This is a genomic window from Bacteroides luti (assembly GCF_900128905.1).
Taxonomy (GTDB): Bacteria; Bacteroidota; Bacteroidia; order Bacteroidales; family Bacteroidaceae; genus Bacteroides; species Bacteroides luti.
The window spans coordinates 1-12,039 of record NZ_FQTV01000003.1 but is presented as its reverse complement, the minus strand read 5'-3'; the positions used below and the strand labels follow the sequence as shown (position 1 = coordinate 12,039).

Sequence of the window (12,039 nt, the reverse complement as noted above, 5' to 3'; positions counted from 1 at the left end):
TTATAATGAAAAAGATATATATATTTCTGCTAGTGCTTCTTACAGGCATAACTTCTTGCCAGAAAGCATCTATTAATGGCGATTTAGATGGTATGTGGCAGTTGATGAAGATAGAGTACAAGGATCAGACTTCCAAATCTCCCGATCAGTTGTATTATTGCGTTCAGTTACATATGGTTCAGTTGCAGGGATCTGCAATGTGTCGTGGTACTTTTTCCCGCTCCGGAGATTCGCTTCGGGTGATAATCCGTAATCATAAAGCAGCAGACGTATCTGCTTATGGAATGAATGATACGATTCAGAACTTTTTCATAGAGAAACTATCTTCCGAGAAAATGATTCTTAATTCTTCTTTTGCCCGTTTGTCGTTTCGTAAATTCTAATTCCTTATTTCGTAATATAACTTGCGATTAAGCACTATATCTTTGCCCATCCGGCAATAAATTAGACTTCTTTTATTCATTAATATGCCCCTCTGACTTTAATTTTTTAAAGATATAGAGGGGTTTTTTATCACCTGCTTATTTTTTTATTTTCTTTGGAGTTACCTCTATAAATTCTTGTACAAAACAATTAATTCTTCTGTACAGAAGAATTAATTGTTTTGTACAGAAGAATGCAATCTTTTGTACAAGGAAAAATAAACCATTCAAGTTGTTTTAAAAAATAAGCCCGGGCTTTACTATATCCTTGCACAATCTTTATCAAAACCTTTATTAATAATCCAAGTGAGATTCTTATTTTTCCCATTATTTCATGCAATTTTATATGAATCCGGAACCTTTTGTTTTTGTTAATTGTTCTTTTGGTATTATTGAACCGAATACAGAAATTTTATAATTATAATAGAAATAGGAATGCTTTTTGAAGTTTCAGGAATAAAACAAAAAGTTTTTTAATATTATTTAAGTTATAGGAATATAAATATAGTAAAATGTCTTTTCTTTTCTTAATTTTGTGTTTAGTAAACTGTTGGCCATGAATCAATACCGGAACTAATTCATTAATAGTATGATTGGTGCGAGAAACATATCTCTTTTATGCCTGTTTTCAATCTTTTTATTAAGCTGTGGAAATAGCAAAAATATCAACCCTGATAATTACGTATTATTTGACGATAATGGTGGGCTGAGAAATTGTCCTGTGCCTGATCCGATTTATAAAACAGGCAAAATAAAATGCTTTATTGAGAGCTCAGGTAGTATGGCCGGATTCTTTCAGGCCAATAAGATTACAGGGTTCAAATCCGACGTATGGTCGGTTTTGAATGAATTTTACGGCAAAATTGATTCAGTACGGTTGTTTCGTGATGCCAGTGAACCCGTTGAAAAGATGGCATTAGCAGATTTCAGAAGAGATATGAATACAGGTAATTTCCGCTTCGCTGGCTCTACCCAGATTCCTCAGATGCTAAAAGATGTGGTTCTTTCTCTCGGTAAAAACGATGTGGGAATGTTTATCTCCGATATGAAATATTCTCCTATGGGAAGTCAGGCGGACGTACTTCTTACCCAGTATGGCACGGATGTGAAAAATGTAATCAAGAATACACCCTATGCTTTCTCTATCATTGGACTAACCTCTTCTTACATAACCGGAAGAGGCAAAACAGTTGAAAATAGTCCATATTACATTATTCTGATTGGTAATGATCTTCCGGTTAATAAAATGAAGCAGAGAATTATGCAGAGCATCCGGAAAGAGAATCTGCTGGGCGAGATTTCATTTTATAGAACGGAGTTTCCAACGCCTATGTACACTTTGCTTGCTAATAAAGGGATAGTGAATGGTATAACGTACGAATCCAATAATAAGCTGTATTATACCATTGGTGATATAAATAAAGAATCGGATGTAACTTTCTATCTGGCAGCAGATCTGACTAAATTGCCATACTATTTATTTTCTGATAATAAGCTATTAATGCAGCAACTGGAAGTAAAAGCCGATGGCGCACGGGCCACAATAGAAGAATTGACAGATAGTGCCTCGTTTGATTTTGGGAATGGAAGTCGCGAAGCTGCGAATAAGGTGCATGCCACTCATTTTATAAAAATTAAAGTCTCGGATATTTTAGATGGATCTACTCAGGTAAGTGTATCTGTAAAGAGGAAAGAAGCCGGTTGGGTTTCTGCTGTTTGCGGTGCAAAGTATGAGGCAGAATACGATAAGACAATCAGTTTTGAACAACTGATATCAGGTTTAAAGGGTGCGTATAGCGCGGATAAACAAAGTAAATATTATTATAATTCTCCCTTCATTGTTTTAATTACCGAAGGGAAAAGATAACGCTAAAAATATAGATTATGTACGACTTCTTATTGGAACAATTAATAGGGAAATGGTCTAAGTTTATCAACAGCTTTTCTCCCGATGAAGTAGATATGGAAGCTGCAAAAAAAGTACAGATCCTGTTCGAAAATCAATATTTCACGCTTGGTGCTGTAATGTTTGTACTGGCTATTGCGGCATGGGCTATTTATTATCTTTGGCTCAACAGTTTGCCCGGCTTGTTTTACAAAAGCAAATATTGGGTACTAAGTGGGGCATGTTGTACTGTGCTAACTGGTATAGCCACCTACTTTATCATAAAATCGAAGGTGACTATCAATTTCCCGTTTGGAGAGTATACGGCTGGAATTGTGGCGATTAATTGTCTGTACAGCATAATTGTATTTTTTCTTCTTTCTGTTTTTTTCAATGGCTTTACAAACGCAAAAACTACTCCCTTTAAATTATTCTGATTATGAGTACATTTCTGTTTTGTATCGGTGGAACCGGGCTCAGGGTAATGAAATCTCTGACAATGCTTCTTGCTTCGGGTTATAAAGCCCTCAACGAGAAAGGTGAGAACGAGGATATTATCCCTGTCCTTATTGATCCGCATAAATCGCTGGACGAATTTACCAATTGCAAGAAGTCGCTTGATAGGTATTGCCAGATTAGGAGCATGATTGCGAGAGGTGCTTTGATGCAGGATAATTTCTTTCATACCCGGATTGTGTCTTTAGGTAATCTAGGTGCAAACGATGATGAAAACTCTAATTTTGATTACGATCTTCGTCTGGATTGCAGTTTCGGTGAGTTTATAAAGAAGAGCAAGTTGTCTACCGATTCCGTGAGTCAAGATCTTATTAATCTGCTTTACTCAGAATCGAATATAAATAGATCGCTTGCTGTTGGCTTTAAGGGAAGCCCCAATGTGGGGTGTGTGGTGCTGGACAACTTTGAAGACCAAAACTGGTTTCAAGACTTAACTTCTAAGTTCGGTCAAGGGGACAAGATATTTATTGTTGCATCTGTTTTTGGAGGTACAGGTGCAAGTGGTTTTCCTTTACTGGTAAAGAAAATACGTTCGTGTGGCAATGCTTATCTTCAGAATGCCAGCATTGGCGCCATTGCTGTAATGCCTTATTTTGAACTGACTCCTCCCAAAAAAGAAGATCCGAATAATGATATTAATTCCAGTTGCTTTATCACAAAAACAAAGGCTGCGCTAAGTTATTATGATAAAGAACTGAAAGTAGACAGCCTTTATTACATAGCCGATGATAAGCAACAGAAACCCTATACCAATGATGAGGAACTGCAAAAGAACGGTACTCACTTTATTGAGTTTATGGCAGCTACTTCGGTCTTTCATTATATTAAAAGCACTCCGGCAGAGCAGAATAAAATGCCGGCCGACAGGAAGACTGAATATTACAGCATTTGCATAGATAATAATTCAGAGGTGATGAACTGGGATAATATTGGTATGGCTCATCAGGAATATATCTATTCATTGCTGAATTATTACACCTTTACAATGGTGAATCAATTGGCAAAAGGAGAAAGGGATTTCCCGCTAAGAAAGACTTCCGGTTTTAATGATACTTTCTACAACAGTGGATTCTTTTTATTACTTGATGAGTTTAATGGAGAATTCTATAAGTGGCTTCATGAACTAAGTGATAACGACAGATCGTTTGCTCCCTTCCTGCTAGAAGGAAACAATGTTTTGAAGAGTTTTCCACTTCTGGGGCATGAGTTTACAAATAAGAAGAGATGTTTGTGGTCTAAAATCCCGTATGGACTATCTTACTATTTGCACGAAATGATTCTTCTTGAAAAGAAATATAAGATGCGAAATATGGATAATCTTTACGAGAAGTATACGGAGATGATGTATGAGGCGATTGATAATATAAATAAGTTTGTAAAGTGATACGGCTATGAAAGAACTGAATATATGCGCAACCGGTGCTTCCAAAAGCGAATGGAGTCCATGTGGACCAATTAATCAGGGGATGATTGCCGGAAAGGTGAAGGATAAGAGTACTAAGAACGGCAAAGCACTGAATGCTGTTCCTTCTCCGTTGGCCCGACTTTATGTGGTGAACGATGCGTTTTCCATGCTTACCTATGACTTGCTGAACAAAACAAATAATTGCGGAGAATGCTATAAATTTATAGTATCCGACTGTCTGGATGCATTCGAGATTCTCTTTAATCTAAAGTATCACGAAGATAAAAAAGAGGAAGTCAGAATTAGGGTATGGAACAAGCAGAAAGGACTTCACGAACTTCGGAGTGTGGAATCAAATCATTTCGCTAACTCCCTGGAGAGCTATCTTACAGATAACTCCTTTGGTGAAGTGAATGAGTTTGTTCTAATAAAATATAAAAATCAGATTCTGGCAGGTTCATCACCTTTTACATTCTTCTTTACTACTCCAAATCTTGATAAATACGAGGATAAAACATTTATGAATCCCGGCTATCAGGAGAGTTTTGACTTGGTAAATCCGAATAATAAAAAGAAGTACTTTACAGGTATTCGTTTGTTCGAAGAGAGAGATGTTTTGTTTCAGAAGTATGTGCTCAACATTGTAGAGAAATGTACTTCCGATCATATTGCTAATTTTAGAAATTATATAAAATACTGGGCCTCAAGAATTGATTTGAGCACTATTGATCCGGTAGAAACAAAATCTGTGGTGAGTGAAGATAATAGTACGGTTTCTATAAATGGAGTAGAGATTGGTAAAAGTACAGGAGTCAACTCAATGAATTTCTTTACCGACCATCTTATAAAAGTTCGTTTTAAGATTGACACAGAAAGTTTTGTTTGTGGTACTTATATTAATGATAAGGAAGAACGGAATTACGATTATTTATTGCCTTTACGTGTTGAGGCTCTAAATAGTATTGATTACCATAAACTTAAAATTGAATATCAGGAGTCGGCTAAAGAGGTAAAGGTTCTGCTGACATTACCTGGCGATAATAAACAGAAAACTCAGGTGTACAGAACACAAATCAGCACTGATAATGCTGAAGAAAAGTATACTATTATAGCTCTCGAAGAATATGTTGCCAATGTCAATCTGGGTATATTCCCATTTTTACAGGTGGTAGATGCCAATGACAAACCAACTCAGGATAATGATTATTACAAGGTAATGCTCGCTATTGCAGATGCCGAAAAAAGAATGCCTGTTTCTTTATATAACCTCACTTTTTTCCGGAAAGTGAACGACTATTATCAGCCTATTCAGGAGGTAGATAAAAATGACTCGATGAACATTTATTGTACCCGTTATGAACGAAGAGCAATTGATGAAAACAGTGATTTGGGATCGGTGTTCTATCAGGTTAATAATACCACTTTTTCTTTAATGCGCTTATCATTCCCGATTGATTTTACGCATAAGGCTGAGAGTTTGATTATCCCGAAGTGGAATAAAAAGAAAATTGGTCCGAGGGAGTTTCACGTAGCAGTTGATTTTGGAACAACAAATACGTTTATTGCATTTACTGGGGATAATGGTTTTAAACCTAAACCATTTATTATCTCGCCTGATGACCGTCAAGTGGTGATGTTGCATTCTCCGGCTAATAACGAAGGAAACGAAAAGAAGATAACCTCTTTGTACGAGGAGTTCTTTGGATTTGACGAATCGGCACTTGATATTCAGGCTTCGGAATTTATTCCTTCTGTTATCATGAGTAAGGAAAATGAGAAATACAGCTTTCCTATTCGTACTGCCTTGTGTGAGAAGGTTAATGAAACCGGTGATCTGAAATTACTTGATAACAGTAATATCTCATTTACTTACGAGAAGCGTGAAATAAGGAAAGAACAGCATATAGTCAGCAATATAAAATGGAGTGAAGTGGAAAAGGATAAAGAGCGGGTATCCATCTTTATCAATGAAATTCTGCGAATGGTGAAGTATAAAATACTGTTGAACGGTGGAAATCCTGAATTGACAAAGATGACATGGTTTAACCCGCTGAGTTTCTCACAAACGACCAAAGAAAACTATAAGCGAATGTGGGAAAGAAATTATAAAGAACTCTTTGGAAGGAGGGCTGAGCTTTACAATGTAACCGAATCTGAGGCTCCTTATTACTATTACAGGAACTGTGGCATCCTTGAGGATAATAACTCCGTGCTAACTGTTGATATTGGAGGTGGATCTACCGATTTTATGATCTTTAAGAATGAAGTGCCGGTAAAAGGTACCTCTGTAAACTTTGCCTGCAATGATTTGTGGAGAAATGGGTATAATGCTTTCTCGAATGTGAAGGAGAATGGTATATACAAGAGTATTCAGAAAAAGATTACGGAAAACTTTAAGTCCACCAATCTGAATGGACTAAACAAACAATATCTGACGAATGAGAAATATAGTTCGGCCGAGATTATTAATTTCTGGTTTGCCAATGAAAATGCTTCTAAGATCAGTGATCAGTTATCTAACGGGGTATATAAAAAGATATTTCTTTTTCACCTTTCGGCTTTGATGTATCATGCGGCTCAGTTTATGAAAGATTCCGGTGAAGATTATCCTTCGTGCATTATATTCAGTGGCAATGGCAGTAAGTATATCGACTTATTAAGTCGAAATCAAAAGATTATCGGTGAATATTGCAGCTTTATATTCGAAGAAATATTTGGTGTAAAGGGGCGTAAAATCCAGATTGTTCTTCCTACAACCGACAGAAAAGAATCTACTTGCTACGGCGGATTGTACAAGGATAATCCGGTAATATTATCAAATTCACTTTTTTTGGGATGTCAGCTTGATTATTCGGATAAACATAATTTCCATACCTACAAAGAAGTTCGCGGAGAGAAAAGAGACGAATTGAGAAGCAGTATTATCGAAAATGTGAAATCTTTTATCGGGTTGTACTGTAAAATGTTTGTTGAATTGCATCTGGGCAGAGAATTTAATGAGAATATAAATCTTAAAGCGTTCGAAGGCTTGTTAATAAGTAAAGTTGAGGGGTATTATAATAACGGTTTCTCCAAATATACAAAGATTCTGGCAGATGATGCAGAACTTTCAGAGACTTTGTTCTTCTATCCTATAGTAGGGCTAATAGATTTTATGACTGGTTTCACTAAAGAAGATCTTGATTTATTTATCAATAAAGAGATTTATTATGCCAAGAATATGGATGGTTATGGATTCTTCTATCATAAAAATCTGTCGAAAGAACAACGTCTGGATTCTATTTATAGAATTATGGTAGAGACGGAAAAACCGACGGTAGCCTCTCTTTCTCTTATTTCGAGTGATAGTACGTCGTCAAAGATGATTCCGAATGTGGAAAACTGGATAAAACCATTTCATGAATTTGACGAATATCCTACATCCGATTGCAAAGTCGTGAAGGAGATTGAACCGGCCCGATTGCATTTGAATGATAATAAATGGGAAGTTCAGAAAAAGGGAAAGGTTATTTTTAAATAGTACGAATAAAATATTTAAAGGCTGCAACGCTTGCTTGAGGTCTTTCTTAAAGTGTAATTATGGATATAAGTGTAACAATAATTATCATATCTGTTGTTGTATGGATTCAGCTGATCTTTTTTTTGAAGACAGCTGTTGGAATAAGAACCCTTAAAAATATATATCCTTCAATTGGCTCGTTGGGGATATCGAATGAATTTGGGACTCAGATAATTAGTGTACACAGTAAAATTTCCAAAGAATTTGGGGCTATTATTCATGCTACCAATACTTATTTGAAAGAAAATCAGGGAACAGTCGATTTCTATGTTATTCAGAATCTTTCGGAAAGAATTTCGACTTCGAAAGAATCAGAGGTTACATCTGAGATTCCTATACCTTTGTATGTGGGACTAATGGGAACGTTCGTTGGTGTGGCAGTGGGATTATTCTCTATGAACTTTCTTGGTATTTTCAGTGAAGATGGAATACATAGTTTTTTATGGGGAGTAGTTATTGCTTTGGTGTCTAGTTTTCTAGGGTTACTTTTATCTACCGTTGCCAACTATAGACTAACCAGTGCGGTAAGACACAGAGATAGAAAGAAGAATCACTATTACACTTTCGTTCAGACAAAGTTATTACCCGGAATGGGAAGTAATATTGTGGATGCTTTGGGGCGATTGAAAGGTACGCTCGATAATTTTAATACAGTCTTTTCTGATAATATTGGAAACATAAACAACATCGTTGTCAGTCTTGCAGCTAACATGCAGACAATTGCTGAAGGGATGGGAACTCAGAAGCAGATTCTGAGTGAGCTGTATGGCAGTAAATTCCAGGATCTGATCAAGGTTAATACGGAAACATTCAACCGGGTTGAGAAAATACTGCCAGAAATGGATGATTTTATCCGCAAACAAAAAGACTTAAATGAATTAATGGCGAATAGTACGCAGTTTGTAACAAGCATGCACAAACTGCTGGACCGTGTTTCTACATTTGAAAACAGTGTAAACGTACTAGGCGAAACAATTAATGAAAGTCAGTTGCTGGGATCTAGGCAGTTGAATCTGGTACAAAGACATCTGGATGATCTGGATAAGAAACAATCTCTGATTGAAAACTACACAAATCAGAGTAATGAAATGGTTGAAGAATATCTGAAAGCAAATGTGAAACATGTACGCTCTTTAGTTGACAACTTTGAAACAGCTATAAAAAATGCCTTTGAAATAACCAATAATGATAGTCCGTTCCAAAAATTAACCAAACTTGATACAATCTCCGAAGAGATTAAAAGACTGAATGAAACATTGGATTCTTATACAAAGAAAGAAGAATCTCTGATAAACGTAGTTTCTAACATTAGTAATGATGTGAAATCAATTAGATCAGAGACAATTTTTACCGATGATGTTGATAATGATGCGGAAGGATAAAGTATAATATGAAGAGGAAAGATCTTTTTTGGCCGGCTTTTGTAGGCTTGTTAACAATTATGTTTGTTATCATGCTTGTATTGTTTGGCTTAAGTTTTAAGGTATTTACCCAAAATACGATAGAGATAACAGAGCAAAATAAACGTTTAAAAGGGTTGGAAAAAGAATATCTACATACAAGAAGAGTGAATAATGAAATTGAATCATTAGCCTCGGATACAGTATTTGAGTATTTGCCATCTTGTAATAAATTTATAGTAAGAGCCTTAAAAGGAAAAGAAATTTTTGTCTGTAACAGTTCAGAACTTAAAGAAGCGTATTTAAAGGAAATGATTGTTGCTGGTCATTCTCTTGAAGCTTATATAAACAGAGTAAATAAGGCCGATTGGAGGGCTTCTTTTTTATTAATTGTTGAAGGACATTTGGGAAGCTGGTGTGATAATAATATCCCACGTAACTCTGATCAGGCTTATCATTTGTCATACCAACGAGCTCTTGGAATTTTTAGATTGTGGGAAAAAGCTGGAATTGTATTTAAAAAACAAAATGTTGAGATTTTGATTTCCGGCAGAGCTTTTGGGGGACAATGTAGGACTATACATGGTAAGGATAATTATTTTGTAATTCAACTCCTTTCTAAAAGAGTCGGTGATAGACTTTAACTCTTTTCTCCTGATACTTATATTATTATTTGTAATTATAACTAACTCTAGAATTTTACTGTTTATAATTTAGAATGATCTTTTATGTTTTTTGGGGCTTTTATACTCAAGTTGAATGTCTGTAAATAAAATAATTGACAATATTGTTTTGTTTATTTTAGCAATAAGTTCTTCTTATCTATTTTAAATTGGTTAGTTTGTTTTATTTTTTTTTTGTATCTTCGTTCAAAATTTAGTTTAATCTGATAGATATAATATTGATTATATTATGATAATATATAACCTCTCTTTCTTAATTGGATTGTTAATTTTTTCTTTATTTTCTGCTGTTGTATTGGAAATGATGGTTTTGCCTAGTATCATTTATATTGCTAAGAAGAAAAATCTTTATGATTTACCCAATGCAAGAAAGTCTCATGAACAACCAATACCACGATTGGCGGGTGTTTCTTTTTTCCCTATAATGTTGTTTGTTTTTTCGGTGAGTATATTAATTCTTGTTAAATTTCAAGCGGATGATTCTTTAGCTTCTTTAGAACCGGCTTTGAGAAAAATGTTTGGACTAATTATCGGTAATACATTACTTTTAGGAGTTGGCTTTAAAGACGATCTTGTTGGATCTCGTTATCGTCATAAAATGATTGTTCAATTTTTAGCGGCTACTCTTTTGGTATCAGGAGGACTTTATATTAATAATTTCAATGGTTTGTTTGGCATTTGGGAAATTTCTGATTGGATAGGAATGCTATTTACAATATTTCTTATTGTGTTTATTACGAATGCAATCAACTTTATTGATGGAGCGGATGGTTTAGCATCTGGTATTTCAGGGGTAGCACTTATCTCATTTGGAATATTGTTCTTCTTAAGAGGAATGTTCTTTTATTCATTGATATGTATTATCTTAGTCGGAATTCTGATTCCGTTTTTCTATTATAACGTATTCAATACATCAAGAAAGGTCTTTATGGGGGATACAGGATCACTAACTTTAGGATTTTTATTAGCATATCTAGGGATAAGATTTGCTATGGCTGATTTGGGACATAATTATTCTTTGTTTGATTCTCCAGTGTTAATAGCTTTATCAGCACTATTTGTTCCTGTTTTTGATGCTTTAAGAGTTATGTTGGAGCGTGTTTTTGTAGGGAAATCAATGTTTTTACCAGATAGAAGACATATTCACCACAAATTACTTGATTTAGGTTTTTCTCATCGCAAAGTAATGGTAAGTCTTGTGGTTTGTGCTGGCTTGTTAGTTTTTATGAATGTAATGTTATTACATCTCTTAAATATTAATATCATGTTTGTCATTGATATTCTTCTTTGGTTAGGCTTTGTGCAGATTTTAAACATTATGTTAGCTATGAAGAATAAGGCTTTAAACTGATTTCTTTAATATTTTCGAAAACACAAATTTTATTTTAATGCTATATGAACACAAGAGAAAGCGGATACAATGTTAAGGACTATCATCAACCTGTTAAACGTTATTGTCAGACATTAGATCTAAAAAATGATTCAGCATTGATTGCTGAATATGTAAAACGTCATGCAGATATTTGGCCTGAAATTAAAACGGGAATTTGTGAGGTTGGTATTCTTGAAATGCAAATATTTCTTTTAGGTACAAGACTATTTATGATTGTAGAAACTCCTTTGGATTTTGATTGGGATAGTGCAATGTCTAAGCTTGCTACTCTTCCCCGGCAAGCTGAATGGGAAGAGTATATGTCGATGTTCCAGATTTCTTCTCCTGGTGCTACTTCTTCTGAAAAATGGAAATTGATGGATGAAATATTTCATTTATAAAGATTAGTCTTTTATTAGTATATGTAGCATCCCAAACCTCACTTTACCCTCGCAAGAAGTACCTGCTCTCACTTTTTCGAGACCTTTTAGAGCATTCGGAGTAATAAAATATGCCAAGATCATGCCCAGTTTATTGCTGCTGCTTCATGGTAAAGCATAACGTTGCACTAAAACTGCAAAAAATTAGCTTAAAACAACCCGAAATAGTGAGGGTAGCCCCCAAAAGTGAGAGTATAGTTAGGGATGAAAATGCTACCATCACTTATTTATGTATCATAAAATCAAATTGTTACTTTCAAAAAGTGAGGGAGTGAGGGTGTGTGCCGTGAAAAATATTGCTGGCAAGCAATATTTGCAACTATGTACAAGATGAGGGTAGGCCCCTCGTGACCGGCT

The 12,039-nt window shown here is 35.1% G+C and carries 9 protein-coding genes; all 9 read left to right on the top strand.

Going from position 1 to position 12,039, the window contains the following annotated elements; all coding sequences use genetic code 11:
- Nucleotides 1-5 precede the first annotated feature (5 nt).
- The 9 genes from BUC21_RS03430 to BUC21_RS03390 all read left to right on the top strand — a co-directional run bounded on the left by BUC21_RS03430 (nucleotide 6) and on the right by BUC21_RS03390 (nucleotide 11,643).
- Complete coding sequence (locus tag BUC21_RS03430) at nucleotides 6-383, top strand: lipocalin-like domain-containing protein (protein WP_073399231.1); 378 nt, start codon at nucleotides 6-8, stop codon at nucleotides 381-383.
- A gap of 628 nt (nucleotides 384-1,011) precedes the next feature.
- The gene (locus BUC21_RS03425) at nucleotides 1,012-2,289 is read left to right on the top strand and encodes a hypothetical protein (RefSeq protein WP_073399229.1); all 1,278 of its coding nucleotides are present in this window, start codon (nucleotides 1,012-1,014) and stop codon (nucleotides 2,287-2,289) included.
- A 17-nt stretch (nucleotides 2,290-2,306) separates the two neighbouring features.
- Entirely contained in the window at nucleotides 2,307-2,744 is a 438-nt protein-coding gene (locus BUC21_RS03420) for a hypothetical protein (RefSeq protein ID WP_073399227.1), read from the top strand.
- Nucleotides 2,745-2,746: 2 nt separating this feature from the next.
- The gene (locus tag BUC21_RS03415) at nucleotides 2,747-4,207 is read left to right on the top strand and encodes an FtsZ/tubulin family protein (RefSeq protein ID WP_139261240.1); all 1,461 of its coding nucleotides are present in this window, start codon (nucleotides 2,747-2,749) and stop codon (nucleotides 4,205-4,207) included.
- A 7-nt stretch (nucleotides 4,208-4,214) separates the two neighbouring features.
- The gene (locus BUC21_RS03410; RefSeq protein WP_073399223.1) at nucleotides 4,215-7,748 is read left to right on the top strand and encodes an acetate and sugar kinases/Hsc70/actin family protein; all 3,534 of its coding nucleotides are present in this window, start codon (nucleotides 4,215-4,217) and stop codon (nucleotides 7,746-7,748) included.
- 59 nt (nucleotides 7,749-7,807) lie between these two features.
- Nucleotides 7,808-9,169 (top strand): hypothetical protein, encoded by a 1,362-nt coding sequence (locus BUC21_RS03405; protein ID WP_073399221.1) that lies wholly within the window; start codon nucleotides 7,808-7,810, stop codon nucleotides 9,167-9,169.
- An 8-nt stretch (nucleotides 9,170-9,177) separates the two neighbouring features.
- Nucleotides 9,178-9,831: a hypothetical protein gene (locus BUC21_RS03400; RefSeq protein WP_139261237.1), complete on the top strand. Its 654-nt coding sequence runs from the start codon at nucleotides 9,178-9,180 to the stop codon at nucleotides 9,829-9,831.
- Nucleotides 9,832-10,099: 268 nt separating this feature from the next.
- Complete coding sequence (locus BUC21_RS03395) at nucleotides 10,100-11,221, top strand: MraY family glycosyltransferase (protein WP_073399217.1); 1,122 nt, start codon at nucleotides 10,100-10,102, stop codon at nucleotides 11,219-11,221.
- 44 nt (nucleotides 11,222-11,265) lie between these two features.
- Nucleotides 11,266-11,643 carry an L-rhamnose mutarotase gene (locus tag BUC21_RS03390; RefSeq protein WP_073399215.1) on the top strand — a complete coding sequence of 126 codons (378 nt, stop codon included), beginning with the start codon at nucleotides 11,266-11,268 and terminating at the stop codon, nucleotides 11,641-11,643.
- Nucleotides 11,644-12,039: the final 396 nt, after the last annotated feature.

Excerpts from the sequence above, each read along its gene's own strand:
- BUC21_RS03430 (WP_073399231.1), top strand. The coding sequence starts at position 6 with ATGAAAAAGATATATATATTTCTGCTAGTGCTTCTTACAGGCATAACT.
- BUC21_RS03425 (WP_073399229.1), top strand. The coding sequence starts at position 1,012 with ATGATTGGTGCGAGAAACATATCTCTTTTATGCCTGTTTTCAATCTTT.
- BUC21_RS03420 (WP_073399227.1), top strand. The coding sequence starts at position 2,307 with ATGTACGACTTCTTATTGGAACAATTAATAGGGAAATGGTCTAAGTTT.
- BUC21_RS03415 (WP_139261240.1), top strand. The coding sequence starts at position 2,747 with ATGAGTACATTTCTGTTTTGTATCGGTGGAACCGGGCTCAGGGTAATG.
- BUC21_RS03410 (WP_073399223.1), top strand. The coding sequence starts at position 4,215 with ATGAAAGAACTGAATATATGCGCAACCGGTGCTTCCAAAAGCGAATGG.
- BUC21_RS03405 (WP_073399221.1), top strand. The coding sequence starts at position 7,808 with ATGGATATAAGTGTAACAATAATTATCATATCTGTTGTTGTATGGATT.
- BUC21_RS03400 (WP_139261237.1), top strand. The coding sequence starts at position 9,178 with ATGAAGAGGAAAGATCTTTTTTGGCCGGCTTTTGTAGGCTTGTTAACA.
- BUC21_RS03395 (WP_073399217.1), top strand. The coding sequence starts at position 10,100 with ATGATAATATATAACCTCTCTTTCTTAATTGGATTGTTAATTTTTTCT.
- BUC21_RS03390 (WP_073399215.1), top strand. The coding sequence starts at position 11,266 with ATGAACACAAGAGAAAGCGGATACAATGTTAAGGACTATCATCAACCT.